General features: G+C 60.8%; 23 protein-coding genes. 9 read left to right on the forward strand and 14 right to left on the reverse strand.

Annotation, left to right across the window (positions count from 1 at the left end; genetic code table 11):
• Positions 1 to 69: 69 nt before the first annotated feature.
• Positions 70 to 345: a YheV family putative zinc ribbon protein gene (locus tag EJ576_RS00340; protein WP_010207776.1), complete on the reverse strand. Its 276-nt coding sequence runs from the start codon at positions 343 to 345 to the stop codon at positions 70 to 72.
• Positions 342 to 2,393, reverse strand: a complete 2,052-nt coding sequence (gene prlC / locus EJ576_RS00345) for an oligopeptidase A (protein ID WP_095014118.1) — start codon at positions 2,391 to 2,393, stop codon at positions 342 to 344. The genes EJ576_RS00340 and prlC overlap by 4 nt, the downstream gene beginning before the upstream one ends.
• A 102-nt stretch (positions 2,394 to 2,495) precedes the next feature.
• On the opposite strand from prlC, the gene EJ576_RS00350 reads away from it, so the two are divergent.
• Both EJ576_RS00350 and EJ576_RS00355 read left to right on the forward strand, forming a co-directional pair.
• Entirely contained in the window at positions 2,496 to 3,038 is a 543-nt protein-coding gene (locus EJ576_RS00350; protein ID WP_122730075.1) for a gamma carbonic anhydrase family protein, read from the forward strand.
• Complete coding sequence (locus EJ576_RS00355; protein ID WP_126569396.1) at positions 3,035 to 3,688, forward strand: HAD family hydrolase; 654 nt, start codon at positions 3,035 to 3,037, stop codon at positions 3,686 to 3,688. The genes EJ576_RS00350 and EJ576_RS00355 overlap by 4 nt, the downstream gene beginning before the upstream one ends.
• 95 nt (positions 3,689 to 3,783) lie before the next feature.
• On the opposite strand, the gene EJ576_RS00360 is transcribed toward EJ576_RS00355, so the two are convergent.
• The gene (locus tag EJ576_RS00360) at positions 3,784 to 4,827 is read right to left on the reverse strand and encodes an aminopeptidase (protein ID WP_126569397.1); all 1,044 of its coding nucleotides are present in this window, start codon (positions 4,825 to 4,827) and stop codon (positions 3,784 to 3,786) included.
• A 141-nt stretch (positions 4,828 to 4,968) separates the two neighbouring features.
• Between EJ576_RS00360 and EJ576_RS00365 the strand changes: the two genes are divergently transcribed.
• Positions 4,969 to 5,391 (forward strand): hypothetical protein, encoded by a 423-nt coding sequence (locus tag EJ576_RS00365; RefSeq protein ID WP_028618621.1) that lies wholly within the window; start codon positions 4,969 to 4,971, stop codon positions 5,389 to 5,391.
• Here the strand turns inward: EJ576_RS00365 and EJ576_RS00370 are convergent, their stop codons facing one another.
• Together EJ576_RS00370 and EJ576_RS00375 are read right to left on the reverse strand one after the other, a co-directional pair.
• Positions 5,392 to 5,631 (reverse strand): DUF1161 domain-containing protein, encoded by a 240-nt coding sequence (locus tag EJ576_RS00370; protein WP_016969660.1) that lies wholly within the window; start codon positions 5,629 to 5,631, stop codon positions 5,392 to 5,394.
• A gap of 216 nt (positions 5,632 to 5,847) precedes the next feature.
• Entirely contained in the window at positions 5,848 to 6,279 is a 432-nt protein-coding gene (locus EJ576_RS00375; protein ID WP_003170750.1) for an OsmC family protein, read from the reverse strand.
• Between the two features lie 217 nt (positions 6,280 to 6,496).
• On the opposite strand from EJ576_RS00375, the gene EJ576_RS00380 reads away from it, so the two are divergent.
• A complete protein-coding gene (locus EJ576_RS00380; RefSeq protein WP_028618620.1) occupies positions 6,497 to 7,498 on the forward strand; it encodes an LLM class flavin-dependent oxidoreductase in 1,002 nt (333 codons plus the stop codon).
• Positions 7,499 to 7,557: 59 nt separating this feature from the next.
• Here EJ576_RS00380 and EJ576_RS00385 read toward each other — a convergent pair whose 3' ends face one another.
• Positions 7,558 to 7,785, reverse strand: a complete 228-nt coding sequence (locus EJ576_RS00385; protein WP_122730070.1) for a DUF1161 domain-containing protein — start codon at positions 7,783 to 7,785, stop codon at positions 7,558 to 7,560.
• A gap of 115 nt (positions 7,786 to 7,900) precedes the next feature.
• Positions 7,901 to 8,116: a dodecin gene (locus tag EJ576_RS00390; RefSeq protein WP_122730069.1), complete on the reverse strand. Its 216-nt coding sequence runs from the start codon at positions 8,114 to 8,116 to the stop codon at positions 7,901 to 7,903.
• Positions 8,117 to 8,272: 156 nt separating this feature from the next.
• Between EJ576_RS00390 and EJ576_RS00395 the strand changes: the two genes are divergently transcribed.
• Positions 8,273 to 8,599: a YqjD family protein gene (locus EJ576_RS00395; protein WP_003170746.1), complete on the forward strand. Its 327-nt coding sequence runs from the start codon at positions 8,273 to 8,275 to the stop codon at positions 8,597 to 8,599.
• On the opposite strand, the gene EJ576_RS00400 is transcribed toward EJ576_RS00395, so the two are convergent.
• Positions 8,596 to 9,492: a LysR family transcriptional regulator gene (locus tag EJ576_RS00400; protein ID WP_126569398.1), complete on the reverse strand. Its 897-nt coding sequence runs from the start codon at positions 9,490 to 9,492 to the stop codon at positions 8,596 to 8,598. The genes EJ576_RS00395 and EJ576_RS00400 overlap by 4 nt on opposite strands.
• A gap of 110 nt (positions 9,493 to 9,602) precedes the next feature.
• On the opposite strand from EJ576_RS00400, the gene trpB reads away from it, so the two are divergent.
• From trpB to EJ576_RS00415, 3 genes are all read left to right on the forward strand, one after another.
• A complete protein-coding gene (gene trpB, locus EJ576_RS00405) occupies positions 9,603 to 10,829 on the forward strand; it encodes a tryptophan synthase subunit beta (RefSeq protein WP_126569399.1) in 1,227 nt (408 codons plus the stop codon).
• The gene (gene trpA, locus EJ576_RS00410; RefSeq protein ID WP_028618616.1) at positions 10,829 to 11,638 is read left to right on the forward strand and encodes a tryptophan synthase subunit alpha; all 810 of its coding nucleotides are present in this window, start codon (positions 10,829 to 10,831) and stop codon (positions 11,636 to 11,638) included. The genes trpB and trpA overlap by 1 nt, the downstream gene beginning before the upstream one ends.
• Before the next feature lie 136 nt (positions 11,639 to 11,774).
• Complete coding sequence (locus EJ576_RS00415) at positions 11,775 to 12,215, forward strand: anti-virulence regulator CigR family protein (RefSeq protein WP_028618615.1); 441 nt, start codon at positions 11,775 to 11,777, stop codon at positions 12,213 to 12,215.
• A gap of 86 nt (positions 12,216 to 12,301) precedes the next feature.
• Here the strand turns inward: EJ576_RS00415 and EJ576_RS00420 are convergent, their stop codons facing one another.
• From EJ576_RS00420 to EJ576_RS00445, 6 genes are all read right to left on the reverse strand, one after another.
• Positions 12,302 to 13,609, reverse strand: coding sequence for an MFS transporter (locus EJ576_RS00420; RefSeq protein WP_028618614.1), 1,308 nt, complete (start codon positions 13,607 to 13,609; stop codon positions 12,302 to 12,304).
• Positions 13,610 to 13,786: 177 nt separating this feature from the next.
• Entirely contained in the window at positions 13,787 to 14,935 is a 1,149-nt protein-coding gene (dgoD, locus tag EJ576_RS00425) for a galactonate dehydratase (RefSeq protein ID WP_003170741.1), read from the reverse strand.
• A gap of 47 nt (positions 14,936 to 14,982) precedes the next feature.
• Positions 14,983 to 15,603, reverse strand: a complete 621-nt coding sequence (locus EJ576_RS00430) for a 2-dehydro-3-deoxy-6-phosphogalactonate aldolase (protein WP_122730065.1) — start codon at positions 15,601 to 15,603, stop codon at positions 14,983 to 14,985.
• A 1-nt stretch (position 15,604) separates the two neighbouring features.
• A complete protein-coding gene (locus tag EJ576_RS00435; RefSeq protein ID WP_122730063.1) occupies positions 15,605 to 16,564 on the reverse strand; it encodes a 2-dehydro-3-deoxygalactonokinase in 960 nt (319 codons plus the stop codon).
• A 96-nt stretch (positions 16,565 to 16,660) separates the two neighbouring features.
• Entirely contained in the window at positions 16,661 to 16,990 is a 330-nt protein-coding gene (locus EJ576_RS00440; protein ID WP_028618611.1) for a DOPA 4,5-dioxygenase family protein, read from the reverse strand.
• A gap of 31 nt (positions 16,991 to 17,021) precedes the next feature.
• Positions 17,022 to 17,972, reverse strand: a complete 951-nt coding sequence (locus EJ576_RS00445; RefSeq protein WP_122730062.1) for a LysR family transcriptional regulator — start codon at positions 17,970 to 17,972, stop codon at positions 17,022 to 17,024.
• Positions 17,973 to 18,075: 103 nt separating this feature from the next.
• On the opposite strand from EJ576_RS00445, the gene betC reads away from it, so the two are divergent.
• Complete coding sequence (gene betC / locus EJ576_RS00450; protein WP_122730060.1) at positions 18,076 to 19,590, forward strand: choline-sulfatase; 1,515 nt, start codon at positions 18,076 to 18,078, stop codon at positions 19,588 to 19,590.
• Positions 19,591 to 19,592: the final 2 nt, after the last annotated feature.

Here is a 19,592-nt window from a genome sequence, read left to right on the forward strand (position 1 = left end):
AGAAGGGTGTAGATGCTTAACGCTCCTCGCCCCAAAACTTTGGTTTCAGGGCGAGAAACATCAAATGGGTCAGTCTTTTTTCAACTTCGGATTCGGAAAGAACTGCACCGCCTGCACCTTGGGGTCCGCCGGCGCTTTCAACGCAGACGTATTCACCCGCGTGCCCAATTCCTTGGGCACCGACAACCCCTGGTCATTCAGCGTGTCGGTATAACCGCAGGCCACGCACTCGCGATGGGGCACGTTGTCTTCGGTCCACATCTTCAACTTGTCCGGCTCGCTGCACGCCGGACAGACCGCCCCGGCGATAAATTGCTTTTTGGTGATCACAGGCCCTTCACTCATGCTGCCGCGTCCTCACTCAGGCCGCTGTGACGCAAGAGTGCGTCAATCGACGGCGCACGTCCGCGGAAGTCGACGAACAGCACCATCGGTTCCTGGGAACCGCCACGCGCCAGGATCGCCTCGCGGAAGGCGCGGCCGGTCTCAGCGTTGAGCACGCCCTCTTCTTCAAACTTAGAGAAGGCATCCGCAGACAGCACTTCAGCCCACTTGTAGCTGTAGTAACCCGCCGCGTATCCGCCAGCGAAGATGTGCGCGAAGCTATTGGGGAAACGGTTGTAGGCCGGCGGACGCATCACCGACACCTCATCGCGCACGCCTTCCAGCACCTGCGCCACGCTGCGGCCATCACCGTGGGTGGCGTGCAGTTCGAAGTCGAACAGCGAGAACTCCAGCTGACGCACCATCATCAGGCCGGACTGGAAGTTCTTAGCCGCGAGCATTTTTTCCAGCAGGTCCTGAGGCAGCGCTTCGCCGGTTTCGTAGTGACCAGAGATCAGCGCCAGCCCTTCCGGCTCCCAGCACCAGTTCTCCATGAACTGGCTCGGCAATTCCACCGCATCCCAGGCCACGCCGTTGATGCCGGACACACCCGCGTGTTCAACGCGGGTCAGCAGGTGATGCAGGCCGTGGCCAAACTCGTGGAACAGGGTGGTCACTTCATCGTGGGTCAGCAGGGCAGGCTTGCCGCTGTCTGCCGGGGTGAAGTTGCACACCAGGTTGGCCACCGGGCTTTGCAGCACGCCGTCGATTTTGCGGCGACGGTCGCGCGCGCCGTCCATCCACGCGCCGCCACGCTTGTTGGCGCGGGCGTACAGGTCGAAGAAGAAGCGGCCCACGTGCTGGCCGTTTTCCTTGATTTCAAACAGGCGGACATCCGGGTGCCAGGTGTCGAAGCCCTTTTGCTCGGCGATTTCGATGCCGTACAGGCGCTGCACGATGGCAAACAGGCCGCCCAGCACCTTGTCGATCGGGAAATAGGCGCGCAGGGCTTCCTGGGACACGCTGTAGCGTTGCTCACGGAGTTTTTCGCCGTAGAAACCGCTGTCCCAGCTTTGCAGCTCGGCGCAGCCTTGTTCGGCGGCGTAGGCCTTGAGCTGTTGCAGGTCTTGGGCGGCAAACGGCTTGCTGCGCTTGGCCAGGTCGCGCAGGAAGCTCAGCACCTGATCGCTGGACTCGGCCATTTTGGTGGCCAGGCTCAGTTCGGAGAACGACGCATAACCCAGCAGCTTGGCCAGCTCCTGACGCAGGTCGAGGATCTGTTCCATCACCGGGCCGTTATCGTTCTGACCGGCATTCGGGCCTTGGTCCGACGCACGGGTGCAGTAGGCCGCGTAGACTTCTTCACGCAGGGCGCGGTCCTGGGCGTAGGTCATCACCGCGTAGTAGCTTGGGAATTCCAGGGTGATCAACCAGCCGTCGAGGCTTTTGGCCTGGGCGGCGGCAGCCATTTGCGCCTTGGCCGAATCGGTCAGGCCGGCGAGGGTGGCTTCGTCGGTGACGTGTTTGGTCCAGGCCTGGGTGGCGTCCAGCAATTGGTTGGAAAACTTGCTGCCCAGCTCGGACAGTTTGCTCTGCACTTCGGCGTAGCGTTTTTGCTGCTCCGGCGGCAGATCGATACCCGACAGACGGAAGTCACGCAGGGAGTGTTCCAGGATGGTTTTTTGCGCCACGTCGAAACCGGCGGCTTCCGGGCTGTTGGCCAGGGCTTCGAAGGCCTGGAACAGCTCGCGGTTCTGGCCCATCTCGGTGGAGTAGGCGCTCAACGCCGGCAGGCAACTTTCGTAGGCTTCGCGCAGTTCAGCGCTGTTGCACACGGCGTTGAGGTGGCTGACCGGGCTCCAGGCGGCGCCCAGGCGGTCATTCAGTTCATCCATGGCCAGGACCAGGCCGGCCCACGTCGGATTTTTCCCCTGGCTTTGCAGGATGCCTTCGATGGCGACACGGTTGTCGGCGAGGATCTGTTCGATGGCCGGCTGGACGTGCTCGGCACGGATCGCCGAGAACGGCGGCAGGTCGTAGGACTGCAGAAGAGGGTTGTTCGCGCTCACGGTTGGCACCTTGGCTGAAGAAACATGTAAGAACAAAGATGGGGCCATCTTAATTACAATCAACGTCCACCGCAGCTATCAGCAGAAGAGAGAGAGGCTATCGTGACCCTTCGCACCTATCAGAACCACACGCCAGCCTTGGGCGCCGGGGCTTTTGTCGATATTTCGGCGGTGGTGATCGGCGATGTCGAAATCGGCGCCGACAGCTCGGTCTGGCCGCTGACCGTGATCCGTGGCGACATGCACCGCATCCGCATCGGTGCGCGCACCAGCGTGCAGGATGGCTGCGTGCTGCACATCACCCACGCGGGTCCGTTCAATCCGGATGGCTTCCCACTGCTGATCGGCGACGATGTGACCATCGCCCACAAAGTCATGCTGCATGGCTGCACCGTTGGCAACCGCATCCTGATCGGCATGGGCAGCATCGTGATGGACGGCGCCGTGGTGGAAGACGACGTGATCATCGGCGCTGGCAGCCTGGTGCCGCCAGGCAAGAAACTCGAAAGCGGCTTCTTGTACGTGGGCAGCCCGGTTAAACAAATCCGCCCGCTGACTGACAAGGAGCGCGCCTTTTTCACCTACAGCGCCGCGAACTACGTGAAGCTCAAAGACCTGCACCTGGCTGAAGGATTCGATCAATGAACTACCAAACCGTGCTGTTCGACCTGGACGGCACCCTCACAGACCCGCGCGAAGGCATCACCCGCTCGATCCAGTACGCCCTCGGCAAACTCGGCATTGATGAGCCGGACCTGACCAAGCTGGAACACTTCATCGGCCCACCCTTGCTGCAAGCCTTCATGCAGTTCTACGGCTTTGATGAAGCCAAGGCCTGGGAAGCGGTGAATTTCTACCGCGAGCGTTTCAAGGTGACCGGCCTGTATGAGAACCACGTGTTCGAGGGCGTGATGCCGTTGCTGGAGGACTTGAGCGGCCAGGGGCGCCAGCTCTACGTCGCGACGTCCAAGCCTTGGGTATTCGCCCGCGAGATCGCGCGGCACTTCGATTTTGCCAAGCACTTCAAGGTGATTTACGGCAGTGAACTGGACGGCACGCGCACCAATAAAGTCGAACTGATCGCCCACCTGATGAGCGAGGAAGGCCTGGACCCAGCCACCACCCTGATGATTGGTGACCGCAAGCATGACCTGATCGGCGCACGCAGCAACGGGTTGGATTCGGCAGCGGTGGGGTATGGCTTTGGCAGTTTTGAAGAGCTGAATGCCGAGGCGCCGACTTGGCATTTTGAGACGTTGGCGCAGATGCACCAGGCATTTTTGCAGCGGCCTTAAAATAGCTATCGCAGGCAAGCCAGCTCCCACAGTTGAAAGCGTTCTCATGTTGAAAATCGGTCAACTGTGGGAGCTGGCTTGCCTGCGATGAGGCCCTAAAGGCCACCACCTTGCAAGTGCCTCAACGCCGCTTTGCGCTGCGCCACCGGCATCCCGCCCATCTTTTCCACAGCCTTATAAAACCTCACCCAATCCCCACCTTCCTGCGCAAACAACGCCGCAAACGCCGGCACCCATTGGTCGTACAGCCCAAATGGCAACAGCCGCGCATTGTTCATGGGCTGGTTGATCCAGGCGTCATAACGTTTATCGCCGCCCCATTGGCTGTCGCGCAGTTGCCGGTAATCGCTGCGCAAACGCTCGAACTCAGCCACCTTGGCCTGACGCATTGCATCAGCGGCCAACGATTGGGCATAGAGCTTTTCCAAACGTTGCCGGGTATCGAGAACCAACTGGATAAACTGATCACGCTGCTTGGATGTGGACAAGCTATCAGGCGCCAACCCCCGCGCAGCGCGCCATTGGCGTGTACCTTCCTGCTCGACGAAATTGGCAAACGACTCATTGAACTCGGTGTCGTCCTTCACATAGAAACGCTGGTGCGCCAGCTCATGGAAGATCAGCGTGGCCAGGCGTTCATCGCCCCAGTTCATCATCGAGTTCATGATCGGGTCGTTGAACCAGCCTAAGGTCGAGTAAGCCTCTACGCCACCGATCGACACGTCCATGCCACGCTGCTTCAACAACGCCGCCTCACCACGCGCCGCACCTTGGTTGTAATAGCCGCGATAGGCCACACAACCGGCAATGGGGAAGCAATGGGTTTCAGGGGACAGGGAAAATTCCTGCGTGGCGAAGACATTCCAGACCACATAGGGCCGACCGATATCGGCGTACAACCTGTAGCTCTGGTTGTCCGGCAGGTGCAAATGCTCACTGGCGAACGTGCGCGCTTTTTGTGATTGCACCAAGTGTTCGCGCAACAGCGGTGGGCGGGAAGGGTCGGCAATGACCTGCGCCACCGGCTCTCGGGCCCGCAACAATTGCCATTGGCCGCTGGCCAACTGGCTGTAATAACTGACACTGGAGCAGCCGCTGAGCAGCACGACCATCAACCCTGGAATAAAACGCCTGACCATGCCGCGACCGCTCCTGGGTAATTTGCTCGCCAGACTATCGCGCCTGCGCGGAATTTTTCCATGGCTCGACGTGTTTATACTCATAGGAAGTCTGCCGCCGTCGCAGCAGGCTAAATTCTTTCTTCCCGTTGAGTGCCTGCCATGCGCCAGCTCTTGTTACCCGTCGCTGCTTTGTTCCTCAGCGCCTGCACGACAACACCCGTGCCACCGATGGATCCGCAACAGGCGTGGGTCGATTTCACTACGCCGACGCCGGGCTCCAAGCTGGTCATGGCGCAGCGCCTGGACGGCAAGAACCTGGATGACGGACGTTTCTTCCAATTCCCGCCCGGCCATCACGAATTGATGGTGCGCTTCGACTTTGAAGTCCCGGCCGGCGGCGGTTTGGGTGGGCTCAGCCAGATGATGTATCGCACCTGCTTCATGACCCTGGAATATGACCACTTCCAGGCCGGCCAGCGTTATGTGCTGGAAGGGCGCTCGCTGGCCTTCACGCCGAATATCCGGTTGTATGATTCGGCGCGTCAGTTGCTCGCGGAGGAACGCAGCGTCAACTGCATCTGATCAGTCGTTGTTTTTCTGGTAGATGATGCGCTTGGTGCCGTTTTCGCACGAACCGACAATCATTGCACTGTCGTGATTCTTGGCTTCTTCGGCGGTGATGATTTCCAGGGTATACGAAGGAATCGCCTTGGCCTGGATCTTCACTTCAATCTCTTTCCTGAGCTCTTCACAATCTTTTGGCGCGGCCACGGCCGAAGTGGCCAATACACCGCAAATGATCGCCAAGGCAAAACGTTTCATGTGTGAAGCTCCCTGAATGCATTGCGCACGGGTGTGCGCCTAGGCTGCATGGTAATAGGACCACACTTACAAAACACGAGTTCTGATTTGAAGCAGATGTTTTAGCCACCCTAAAAACCACTGTAGGAGCTGGCTTGCCAGCGATGACGACCTCAAAAACCATGTAAATCTGAGGGCCTCATCGCCGGCAAGCCGGCTCCTACCGGTTTAGCGGTGTCAATTTACGAGCGTGCCATCCAGGGTGATAGTCGCATTCAGCACCTTGGACACCGGGCACCCTTCCTTGGCCTTTTTGCTCAATTCATCGAACTGCGCCTGGCTCGCGCCCGGAATCTTGGCCTTGAGGATCAGGTGCACGGCGGTGATCGCAAAACCACCGTCGACCTGGTCCAGGGTCACTTCGGCCTGGGTGTCGATGCTGTCAGCCTTGAGCCCGGCATCGCCGAGAATCATGGAGAAGGCCATGGAGAAACAGCCGGCGTGGGCCGCACCGATCAGTTCTTCCGGGTTGGTGCCCTTGCCACCCTCGAAACGCGCCTTGAAGCCGTAGGGCGCTTCACGTAGCACGCCGGTTTCCGTGGAAATGGAACCCAGGCCAGTCTTCAGGTCACCTTCCCAATGCGCGGATGCTTTTTTCACGATACTCATAGCGGTCTCCTCGAACGGTGGTTTTGCGTCAGTAAGGGTTCTGAGAGTAGTCGGACTGGCAAAGTTCATCCTGTCGGAGAAACCTAGCAATACAGTAGGAATTTTCCTGGCGCGCTATTGAATCTCGGGTATATGCCCTTATTGCATAGGTATGCACATGAAGCGGCAGGTTTTGGTTCGTCTAAAAAGCCTGCGGCCCCCTTGGAGAAGCAGGCTTATGAAATCGCTGTCCGACGTAAAATTTTCAACCCTCGACCTAGTGCCCGTGCGCGCCAATGGCAGCCCGGCGCAGTCGCTGCGCAATTCCCTGGACCTGGCCCAGCACGTGGAAAAGTTCGGTTACAACCGTTTCTGGGTGGCCGAGCACCACAATATGGACGGTATCGCCAGCTCTGCGACTTCGGTGTTGCTGGGCTACCTGGCAGGTGGTACCTCGACCATTCGCGTCGGCTCCGGTGGTGTGATGCTGCCCAACCATGCGCCGCTGGTGATTGCCGAACAGTTCGGCACCCTGGAGAGCCTCTACCCCGGCCGTATCGACCTGGGGCTGGGCCGCGCACCTGGCTCCGACCAAATGACCGCCCGCGCCCTGCGACGTGAGCGCTCCGGCAGCGCGGATGAATTCCCGGAAGACGTGGCCGAGCTGATGGCCTACCTAGGCCCACGCACCCCCGACCAACGGATCATCGCCGTGCCTGGCACGGGCACCAATGTGCCGGTGTGGCTGCTCGGTTCAAGCTTGTTCAGCGCACAGCTGGCAGGTGAACGCGGTTTGCCCTACGCCTTCGCCTCGCATTTCGCACCCCGCCTGATGCATGAAGCGATTCGCGTGTACCGCAATCACTTCAAACCTTCAGCCGTGCTGGATAAACCCTACGTGATGCTCGGCATTCCCTTGGTGGCGGCGGATACCGACGAGCAGGCTGATTACTTGGCAACTTCGGTCTACCAGCGCATCCTCGCCCTCATGCGCGGGCAAAGCCTAGTGCAGCGCCCGCCGGTAAAAACCATGGACGGCCTGTGGCTGCCCCATGAAAAGGATGCGGTCGGCAGTTTCCTTGGCCTGGCCATGGTAGGCAGCCCGGCGAAGATCCGCGCCAAACTGGAAGTGCTGATCGAGCAGACCGGCGCCGACGAGTTGATCTTTACCTGCGACCTGTACGAACACGCCGACCGGATTCATTCCTACGAACTGCTGGCGCAGGTGATGAAGGGCTAAAACCTTCAGACATAAAAAACCGACGCAGCGCGTCGGTTTTTTATGTCTGCAACACGGGGTTAACCGCGCTTGTAGGCAATTTCCTTGGTGCCACCCTCGCAGGTGCCGACCACGGTGTGATCGCTCGGCGTAGCGCCTTTATCCACCACTTCCAGCGAATAACCCGAAGCGCCCTTGGCGTCGATTTTCGCTGCAATTTCGCTTTTCAGCTCTTCACAAGGCTTGCCCGCCGCCAGGGCTGTGCCGGCAATGCTCAACAAACCTACCGCTAACAGGAACTTCTTCATCCGTTACTTTCCTTGCGCTGATCTAAAAGAGCGTGCCGACGCTTGTGGCATCGGCACCCATTGGTTGTAGCGCAGGTTATGGCAATCGGCCAGTCAGCAAGTTCAACCGACGCGATCAACTAGTGGCAATTCGGAACCCCACCTTTAGGGTGACCTGAAAGTGCGCAGCCTTGCCGTCCTTGATGTGACCACGGGTCTCAGTCACCTCGAACCATTCCAGATGCTTGATGCTTTTATTGGCCTCGGCCAGCGCATTGTTGATGGCGTCTTCAATGCTGGAGGTGGACGAGCCCACCAGTTCGACTTTCTTGTAAGTGTGATGATCACTCATGGCAGTTCTCCTAAGGGTCGTTAAACAAGCGTAGCAGTCAATGTTCGTACTGCTTCTGGCGACTGTTCGTACCCGAAAGTTCAGATTTACTGCACTTTCTGAAACGGCCGTAGTCGGTATCTACACACGCCACTCAATCACTTCAGGAGAGTCCACATGGCCAACACTTCTTTACGCAAAGCGTCGCTGGAAAGCATGGAAGCCGAGATTTCGAGCCTGCTCAAGTCTTTGGAAAGTCTCAAGGACGATGCATCCGACGAGTCGCGCAAAACCTTGAAGGCCCTGAAAAGCAATGCCGAGAATGCCCTCAAGCATTCCCGCCACCTGATCAGCGACGCCTACGAAGAAAGCAAAGTCAAAATCCGCGAAACCGGTGTTGCAACCCGGGACTACGCACAAGAGCACCCATGGACCACAGCCGGCGTTGCCGTCGGTGCGCTGGGCCTGCTCGCGGCTTACCTGCTGTGCAAACGCGGCGATTAAAGCGGTTCGCGCCGTAGCTCAGCCTTGAGCCACTGCGCCAGTTGCCCGGCGCGCCCGTCTGCGGCGCGCTTTGGCAGCCACAGCGCCAGGTGCGCCGGGGTTTCGCTGAATCCCCACGGAGCCACCAGGCGACCCGCGCGCAGGTCTTCAGCCACCAGCGGCTGAGGCGCGATCGCCACGCCCAAACCTGCCACTGCGGCCTCCAGTAAATAATACAAATGCTCAAACCCTTGGCCGTGTTTCAACGCGCCGGGCTCGATGCCGTGCTGCGCCGCCCAACTGGGCCAAGCTTGCGGGCGTGATGTGGTGTGCAACAGCTTTTCACCACACAAGGCCTCGGAGGGCGCCTCGCGCAAGCGTTCATAGCCGGCAAAGCGCGGGCTCATCACCGGGCCGATGCGTTCACTGGCCAGCTCATACACCTGCATATCCGCCGGCCATGGCGGTTCAGCGAACACCAACAGCGCATCCAGGCCTGGGCGGCGCGGGTCCAGATCCCCATCGCCCGCCGACAGGTGCAAGCGCAGGTCCGGCAAGTCGGCGTTCAAGCGGCCCAGGCGCGGGATCAACCAGCGCGCCAGCAGGCTGCCCGAACAGCCGAGTACAAAAGGCGCATCGGCGCTGGCCTGGGTCAGCTCGGCACACACATCCCTCAGGCGCTCGAATGCCTCCGCGCTGGCATCCCGTAGCCGGACGCCTGCATCTGTGAGTTTAAGGCCGCGACCTTCCTTGACGAACAAGCTGATACCCAAATGCTCCTCCAGCACCTTCAACTGCCGGCTGACGGCACCGTGGGTCACATGCAATTGCTCGGCTGCCTGACTGACGCTGTTCAATCGCGCAGTCGCTTCAAAGGCACGCAGGGCATTGAGGGGCGGGAGGTCTCGGCTCATCTGTGAGTTTTCCTGACAGGTTGCGGCGATCTTATCGGTTTTCAGCATGGAACGTCAGGGGTAGAGTGACCCTCATTGCTTCCCACACCCCTTCTTTCCTGGAGCGTCCCATGACTCAGTCCCAGACCGATCTACGCAACGGCCCAGACGCCAACGGCCTGTTTGGCGCGTTCGGCGGCCGTTACGTCGCTGAAACCCTGATGCCGTTGATCCTCGACTTGGCCCGCGAATACGAAGCGGCCAAGATCGATCCGGCTTTCAACGAAGAACTGGCCTACTTCCAGCGCGACTACGTCGGACGCCCAAGCCCGCTGTACTTCGCCGAGCGCCTGACCGAATTCTGCGGCGGCGCCAAGATCTACCTCAAGCGCGAAGAGCTGAACCACACCGGCGCGCACAAGATCAACAACTGCATCGGCCAGATCCTGCTGGCCCGGCGCATGGGTAAAAAACGCATCATCGCCGAGACCGGCGCCGGCATGCACGGCGTGGCCACTGCCACCGTGGCTGCGCGCTTCGGCCTGCAATGCGTGATCTACATGGGCACCACTGACATCGAGCGCCAGCAAGCCAACGTGTTCCGCATGAAGCTGCTGGGCGCGGAAGTGATCCCGGTGGTTGCCGGCACCGGCACCCTGAAAGACGCGATGAACGAAGCACTGCGTGACTGGGTGACCAACGTCGACAGCACCTTCTACCTGATCGGCACCGTGGCCGGCCCGCACCCGTACCCTGCAATGGTGCGCGACTTCCAGGCCGTGATCGGCAAGGAAGCCCGCGACCAGTTGCAAGCCCAGGAAGGCCGCCTGCCGGACAGCCTGGTGGCGTGCATCGGCGGTGGCTCCAACGCCATGGGCCTGTTCCACCCGTTCCTGGACGACACCAGCGTCGAGATCATCGGCGTTGAAGCGGCCGGCCACGGCATCGAGACCGGCAAGCACGCCGCCAGCCTCAACGGTGGCGTACCCGGCGTACTGCACGGCAACCGTACGTTCCTGCTGCAGGATGACGACGGCCAGATCATCGACGCCCACTCGATCTCCGCAGGCCTGGATTACCCTGGCATCGGCCCGGAACACGCCTGGTTGCACGACATCGGTCGCGTCCAGTACACCTCGGTGACCGACGACGAAGCCCTCGACGCCTTCCACAAATGCTGCCGCCTGGAAGGCATCATTCCTGCCCTGGAAAGCGCCCACGCCCTGGCCGAAGTGTTCAAATGCGCACCGACCCTGCCGAAGGATCACCTGATGGTGGTCAACCTGTCCGGCCGTGGCGACAAAGACATGCAGACCGTGATGCACCATATGGAAACCGCCAAGCAGGAGAAACACTGATGAGCCGCCTGCAAACCCGCTTCGCACAGCTTAAAGAACAAAACCGCGCCGCCCTGGTGACCTTCGTCACGGCCGGCGACCCTGGCTATGACACCTCGCTGGCGATCCTCAAAGGCTTGCCGGCCGCCGGCGCCGACGTGATCGAGTTGGGCATGCCGTTCACCGATCCGATGGCCGACGGCCCGGCGATCCAGCTGGCCAACATTCGCGCGCTGGAAGCCAAGCAGAATCTGCTGAAAACCCTGCAGATGGTCCGCGAGTTCCGCCAGGACAACAACGACACGCCGCTGGTGTTGATGGGCTACTTCAACCCGATCCACAAATACGGCGTGCCGCAGTTCATCGCCGACGCCAAGGAAGCCGGCGTGGACGGCCTGATCGTGGTCGACATGCCGCCCGAGCATAACGGCGAACTGTGCGACCCGGCCCAGGCCGCTGGCATCGACTTTATCCGCCTGACCACGCCGACCACTGACGATGTGCGCTTGCCGACAGTTCTGAATGGCAGCTCCGGTTTTGTGTACTACGTGTCGGTGGCCGGTGTGACCGGTGCTGGCGCTGCGACCCTGGAGCACGTCGAAGAAGCCGTGACCCGCCTGCGTCGCCATACCGACCTGCCGATCAGCATCGGTTTTGGTATCCGTACGCCGGAACAAGCGGCGGCCATCGCCCGCTTGGCTGACGGTGTCGTCGTAGGTTCGGCACTGATCGACCATATCGCCAATGCCAAGAATGACCAGCAAGCCATCGACGGCGTGTTGAGCCTGTGTGCGGCATTGTCGGAAGGCGTGCGTAACGCTCGTAAGTAAGCGCCCCGTAAGCAGTAGGTAAAGTTCCTGATACAGAGGAATCAACCCGCCCGGGCACGGCCTAAACAGCAAGACCAAGGGATTTCGAACCTCGTTCGAAATCCCTTTTTTGCTTGTGTGCCCTGAGGAATACCCGATGAAAATGCCTAAATCCGTGATTGCCGGCCTTGGCGTGCTGGTGCTTGGCGCCAGCGCCCTGGTGCAGGCCGCGCCTTATGACCAAGGCGGCCCTGATCGTGGCGGCCCGCAGGGCCAGCACGAACAACGCGGCGACGACCATCGCGGCCCGCAGGACAACCGTCGCGGCGGCCCGCCCCAGGATTTCGGCCCAGTCCGCCAGATCATCCACGACAACCACGGCCAGTTCGCCCGTGGCGCACCGCCACCGCCGAATGTGCGCCTGGTGCGTGGCCAGCCGTTGCCCCGCGGCTACTACGGCGAACGCCTCGACAACCGCGCCCTCGCACGCCTGCCGGTGTACCCAGGTTATGAGTGGCGCCGTTCGGGGCCGGATGTGGTGTTGATCGCCGTGGGTACGGGCATCGTCTATGAGATCCTCGACGGCGTCCTCAACTGAAACCCACCCACGGTAGGAGCCGGCTTGCCGGCGATGGCGGTCTTGAGGGCGCTATCGCCGGCAAGCCGGCTCCTACAGGGCTGTGGTTATTTGAGTTCGATGCGTTCGACTTTGCCTACGAGCAACACGTAGGAAAGCGCCCCGAGCAACGCCAGCACCGCGATATAGGTAATCGCCGGTGCAAACGAATCGCCACTGGCCAGAAAGCCAATCACGATCGGCGTGGCAATCGCCGACAGGTTGCCGATGAAGTTGAACACCCCACCGGTCAGCCCCAACAGGCGCGCCGGTGCCAAGGTCGACACCAGCGACCAGGTAATCGACGCCAACCCATTACCAAAGAACGCCACCGCCAGGAACGCAATCACCCACGCCGTCGAATCCACATAGTTGGCACCGATGATCGCCGTGGAGATCAGCAGCCCGCCGATGATCGGCAACTTGCGGGCAAAGCCCACCGACGCACCACGACGAATCAGCCAGTCGGAAAAGATCCCGGAACACAGCACGCCGACAAACGCCGCGAGGAATGGCAACGACGCCAGCAAGCCGGACTTGATGAAGTCCATGCCGCGGTATTTCACCAGGTAGGTCGGGAACCATGTCAGGAAGAACCACAGCGTGGAGTTGAGGCAGAACTGCCCCAGGTAGATGCCCCACAGCTTGCGCTTGCTCAACACGATGCCCAGGTCGACCCAACTGAACGGCGCCTTGGCAGCTTTTTCCTGCATATCAACCAAGCCGCCACCTTCACGGATCAGGTCGATTTCAGCGGCGTTCGCGCCTTTGAAGTCTTTCGGCTCACGGTACACCGCGTACCAGATAACTGCCCACAGGATCCCCACGCCACCGGTCGCGACAAACACCATGTGCCAGCCAAATGCATGCTGCAGCCAGGCCAGTACCGGCGTCAGGAATGCCAACCCGACAAACTGCCCGGAGGTATAGACGCCAATCGCCGTGGCGCGCTCGCGCTCAGGGAACCAGGTGGTGACTACGCGGCTGTTGATCGGATAGGCCGGGGCCTCTAAAGCCCCTACTGCCATGCGCAACACAAACAGCGCGATAAAGCTGGCCGCGAAGCCGAGCATGACGGTGGCGATGGACCACAACAGCAGCGCCGCCGTGTAGAGAATACGCGGCGGCACGCGGTCCACCAGCCAACCGCCGGGAATCTGCATGGCGGCGTAGGTCCAGCCGAACGCAGAGAAAATCAGCCCGACGTGCACCGGGTCGATCCCCAGTTCACTGGTCAGGGCCGGGGCGGCGATGGACAGGTTGCTGCGGTCGAGGTAGTTGATCACCACGGTGATAAACAGCAGCACCATGATGAAGAAACGCTTTCTGGTAGGCGTGACTAAAGAAGCCTGCCCGGTGAAGGATTCAGGGTGCATGGGGGGTGCCTCTTCTTATGTTTGTTGAGGACAAGTCTTACTGAAGGAACCGGATCTAAATGTGGGAGCTGGCTTGCCTGCGAAGACGGTGTATCAGTGCCAGCGATGCAAGCTGACCCACCGCCTTCGCAGGCAAGCCAGCTCCCACATTCTTTACCGCGTTCCTTCAGAGGACTATTACCACTCGGCGAAGCTGCCGTCGGCATGCCGCCAGATCGGGTTGCGCCAGCGGTGGCCGATGGCCGCGCGTTCGATCACGTATTCCTCGTTGATCTCGATGCCCAGGCCCGGTCCGTTGGGGATCTTCACGAAGCCTTGGTCGTAGTCGAACACCCCCGGATCGCGCACATAGTCGAGCAAGTCATTGCTCTCGTTGTAGTGGATGCCCAGGCTTTGTTCCTGGATAAACGCGTTGTAGCAGACCGCGTCCAGTTGCAGGCACGCCGCCAGGGCAATCGGGCCCAGCGGGCAGTGCAGGGCCAGGGCCACGTCGTAGGCTTCGGCCATGTTGGCGATCTTGCGGGTTTCGGTGATGCCACCGGCATGGGACGCATCCGGCTGGATGATGTCGACGTAGCCTTCGCTGAGCACACGCTTGAAATCCCAACGCGAGAACAGGCGCTCGCCCAGGGCAATCGGCGTGCTAGTCAGCGGTGCCAGCTCTTTCAGCGCTTCGTAGTTCTCGCTGAGCACCGGCTCTTCGATGAACATCAGTTTGTACGGGTCGAGTTCCTTCATCAGCACCTTGGCCATAGGCTTGTGCACCCGGCCATGGAAGTCGACGCCGATGCCGACGTTGGGGCCGACCGCATCACGTACGGCGGCGACGTTGGCCAGAGCCAGGTCGACTTTTTCAAAGCTGTCGACGAACTGCAGTTCTTCGGTGCCGTTCATTTTTACCGCCGTGAAGCCACGGGCCACGGCCTCTTTGGCGGCGCGGGCGGTGTCTGCGGGGCGGTCGCCGCCGATCCACGAGTAAACGCGGATCTTGTCGCGCACCTGGCCACCGAGCAAGTCGCTGACGGATACACCGAGGGCCTTGCCCTTGATGTCCCACAGCGCCTGGTCGATGCCGGCGAGGGCGCTCATGTGCACGGCGCCGCCGCGGTAGAAGCCGCCGCGATAGAGCACGGTCCAGATGTCTTCGATATTGCGTGGGTCTTTGCCGATCAGGTAGTCGGACAATTCTTCAACGGCCGCTGCCACGGTGTGAGCGCGGCCTTCGACTACGGGCTCACCCCAGCCGGTCACGCCCTGGTCGGTCTCGACCTTGAGGAAGCACCAGCGCGGCGGGACGATAAAGGTCGTCAGTTTGGTGATTTTCATCTGTTATCTCTCTTATAGATGCAGCGCCTGTGGGCGCGAAACTTGATTCAGTTCAGGGCTTTCCAGGCGGCGACATAAGCCTGGGCGCGGCTCGCTACCTGATCCACGGTCATACCCGGTTTGAACAACCCGGAACCCAACCCGAAGCCTTTCGCGCCGGCGTCGGTGAACACCTGCATGTTGTCCGGGGTGATGCCTCCCACCGGCAGCAGCAAGGTGCCGGCCGGCAAGACCGCCAGCCACGCCTTGATTACCGAAGGGCCCATTTGCTCGGCGGGGAACAGCTTCAACACGTCAGCACCTTCGGCCAGTGCCGCAAAAGCTTCGGTGGGCGTGGCCACGCCCGGGGACAGAAACAGGCCCGCGGCTTTGGCGGCACGCAACACCTTGGCATCGCTGTGGGGCATGACGATCACCTGGCCACCGGCAGCCTTCACTTGCTCGACCTGCTCTGGCGTCAGCACCGTGCCGGCACCGATCAGGCAATCGGCGGGCAAGCTGTCGCGCAGGGTGCGGATACTGGTGTAGGGATCAGGCGAATTCAGCGGGACTTCGATCACCCGAAACCCCGCCTGGTACAGCACCTGGCCGACTGCCTGGGCTTCGTCAGGGCGAATGCCGCGCAGGATGGCGATCAAACCGTTTTGCGCGAGTGCTTGCTTGAGCATGTCAGGCCTCCAGTACAGGTTGAGTGAGCCCGGCGGCAAAGGCCAGTTGCCACAGGCCGCGCTCGGTGGCTTCCTGCGCCAGGCTGACGTGGGCAAAGCCGCAGAGGGCGAGGGCGCGTTGATAGCGGGCGCAAAGGGGCGCGGCGCCGACCAGGATGATCGGCTTGTGTTTGGCGCTGTCGGGAAGACCGGCGAGTTCATGGCCGATAAGCAAGCCGGACAGGTAATCGGGCTGTTGGTCAGCGGCGAGTTCGCCGGTGAGCCCCAGGGTGCGGGCACTGAACAAGGTGGACAGCACGCCGCGCTGGCCGTCTTCGGAAAGCGCCACGTGCACGCCTCGGTCGAAGGCTTCGACCTGGAATTGTTCGGACGGCAGCTGAGTACGCCCAAGGATGCTGTGTTTGCTCAACACCGCAAACAGCTCGCCGGTCATAAAGGTATCGAAATGCGTGATGCAGCCCTCGACCACCTCGACCCACTTGGAATGGCTGCCCGGCAGGCCGATCAACACATCGGCGCCCAGCCCTTGCAGCACGCCCAGCACTTGGGTTTCTTCGCCACGCATCACGTTGGGCAAGCCGACCTGCTCGATCACGCCCGGCACGATGTGCACGTCCACGCCGCGCAGGCTGTGCACCTGATGCAGCGCCTGGCCGAGGCTGGCGACATCGACCGGGGTATTGCGATAGGCCGCTTCGCTCCAGCCCTGGGCGCTGCCGACCATGCCACAGGCAATTACCGGTAACCCCGGCTGGGCGTCGAGCCAATCCCCGCACGCCGCATCGAACGCCAACTCGAAGCCGTTGCTGCAACGCACGCCGGCAATGTCCCGGGGTTCGCTGGGCAAATGCATGATGCCCCACCCCAGCGAGCGTTGTTCCAGCACCACGCCGGCGGGGCCGAGTTTATAAGCACGAAGGGAGCTGGTTCCCCAATCGAGCGCGATCAATTGCGCCTGCATCGCTTCACCTGAGTTCTGAGCGGATGCAGCGAATATAAACCTACGCGAACGCAAGTCTCAATATATAAATATCAATCCCATATTTAGGGATGCCATTTAAGAAAAGGCTGACAGGTTCAGCTCCCGCATCGCCCCCATCCAGACGGCATAGTCAGTGTGGTCCTTCAGGTCATCACCGGTTTCGGGGTGCAAAAAAACCACCAGGCCATTGCGATGAATCACCAACCACGGCAACACGACACCGATGTACTCAGGATCGAACGCCAGCTGGCAGCTCCAATCCGGGTGCGGGCCCACCGGTCGTTCGTGCACACGGCCCATGCGCAGTGGGAAGAGTTTGGCGGCGTCTTCGCACAAGGTGCGCGCCTGTTCGATGGTGCTCGCGTCGAAGTAGATATGGGCGTGGTAGCCCTTGATACGTTGCATGGCGGACTCCGGATCCAATATGCGCCAGATGCTAGACCGCAATGGACGGCAGGGCCAGCCCGGTCAGCGACTGCGCGCTGCTGGCTTGCTCCGCCACCAGCCAGTCAACGAAACGCTCGACCAATTGCCCCCGACGTTTGCGCTGGGGTTGCACCACGTAATAGCCAAAGCGCGAGATCACCGTGTCGCTGACCGGCCGGCACAACCAGCCCTGTTCCAGCAGGTTATCCACAAGGTGCCGCCAGCCGATGGCCACGCCCTGGCCGGCAATCGCCGCCTGAATGAGTAGGGTGTAGTTGTCGAAACGCAGTTGGCCCGGCGTTGGTACGCTGGCGATGCCCAGTTCGCGAAACACACCGCTCCAGTCGAACCATTGGCTGTTGTTTTCCTGGCGCAGGTGCAGCAGCGGAAAATCGTGCAAATTTTGCACAGTCAGCGGCGTGGCCTGTTCCTTGAGCCACATTGGGCTGCACACCGGGAACACTTCCTCGTTGAACAACCATAGGCTGTCGCCCTGCTTGAAACGGCCGTCACCAAACAACACTGCCACGTCGATATCGCTGCGCAAGGTGGCGTGGTTGCGCTCGCTGGTCACCAGGCTGACATCGACCTGCGGGTTGGCCTGGTGAAATCGATGCAGGCGCGGCATCAGCCAATAAGCGGCGAAGGCGAAGTCGGTGGCGACTTGCAGCACTTCATGCTGGTCCTGTTGGGTGATGAGGCTCAGGCCCTGGTTGATGCCCTGCAAACCGCCCTGCACATGCTCGAACAGCAGGGCGCCGGCGTCGGTCAGTTCGATCCCCCGGTAGATGCGATCAAACAGGCGGATCGCCAACTGTTCCTCCAGGCGCTTAATCTGTTGGCTGATGGCCGGCTGGGTGGTGCCCAGTTCCATCGCAGCGGCGGTAAAGCTGCGATGACGTGCGGCGGCTTCGAAAGCACGCAGCAAATCGAGGGACAGGTCACCAAGGGCTTCATACATAAGCTGTGCTTATCCTAGACATTGCTTTTCATGGGCTTTACCCCACTTTTCATGGGCTTCATGCTCTTTCGCATAAACACCGCCTATGGAATGCCGATAGATCATGAAGCGCAAGAACATTCTTTTCATCATGGCCGATCAAATGGCCGCGCCGTTGCTTCCGTTCTACGGTTCTTCGCCTATCAAACTACCGAATTTGAGCCGCCTCGCCGCACAAGGCGTGGTGTTCGATGCCGCCTATTGCAACAGCCCGTTGTGCGCGCCGTCGCGTTTCACCCTGGTGAGTGGGCAGTTGCCGAGCAAGATCGGCGCCTACGACAACGCCGCCGATTTCCCCGCCGACGTGCCGACCTACGCCCACTACCTGCGCCGCCTCGGCTACCGCACCGCGCTGTCGGGCAAGATGCACTTCTGCGGTCCCGACCAGTTGCATGGCTACGAAGAACGCCTGACCAGCGACATCTACCCCGCCGACTATGGCTGGGCGGTGAACTGGGATGAGCCGGACGTGCGCCCCACTTGGTATCACAACATGTCGTCGGTGCTGCAAGCCGGGCCGTGCGTGCGCACCAACCAGCTGGATTTCGACGAAGAGGTGGTGTTCAAGGCCCAGCAATACCTGTTCGACCATATCCGCGAAGACGGCGACCAGCCGTTCTGCCTGACGGTGTCGATGACTCACCCCCATGACCCGTACACCATTCCCAAGCCGTTCTGGGACCTGTACGACGACGCTGATATCCCGTTGCCTACAACACCCGCGCAAAGCGATCTCGACCCACATTCCCAGCGCCTGCTCAAGGTCTACGACCTGTGGGACAAACCGCTGCCGGTGGATAAGATCCGCGATGCACGCCGTGCCTACTTCGGCGCGTGCAGCTACATCGACAGCAACGTCGGCAAGCTGCTGCAGACCCTGGAAGACACCGGCCTGGCCGATGACACCCTCATCATCTTCTCCGGCGACCACGGCGACATGCTCGGCGAACGTGGCCTCTGGTACAAAATGCACTGGTTTGAAATGGCCGCCCGCGTACCGCTGCTGATCAGTGCGCCAGGGCAATTCGCGGCGGGCCGCGTCAGCAAAGCCGTGTCCACCGCCGATCTGTTGCCGACCCTGGTGGAACTGGCCGGCGGCGAGCTGGACCCGCGCCTGCCGCTGGACGGCCGCTCGCTGGTCCCACACTTGCGAGGGCAGGGCGGGCACGACGAAGTGTTCGGCGAATACATGGCCGAAGGCACCATCAGCCCGCTGATGATGATTCGCCGTGGCGCCTACAAATTCATCTACAGCGAAGACGACCCTTGTCTACTGTTCGATGTACACAACGACCCTCGGGAGCAGGAAGAACTCAGCCAGTCGCCGCAGCATCAGGCGCTGTTTGCAGCCTTCCTGGACGAGGCGCGGGCCAAATGGGACATCCCGGCGATCCACCAGCAGGTGCTCGCCAGCCAACGCCGCCGCCGTCTGGTGTTTGAAGCACTGACCCAGGGCAAGCTGAAGAGCTGGGATCACCAGCCACTGGTGGACGCCAGTCAGCAATACATGCGCAACCATATCGACCTCGACGACTTGGAGCGCAAGGCACGTTATCCACAACCCTGCCAAAACCAATAACA

The organism is Pseudomonas sp. C 49-2 (genome assembly GCF_003970195.1).
Classification (GTDB): domain Bacteria; phylum Pseudomonadota; class Gammaproteobacteria; order Pseudomonadales; family Pseudomonadaceae; genus Aquipseudomonas; species Aquipseudomonas canadensis.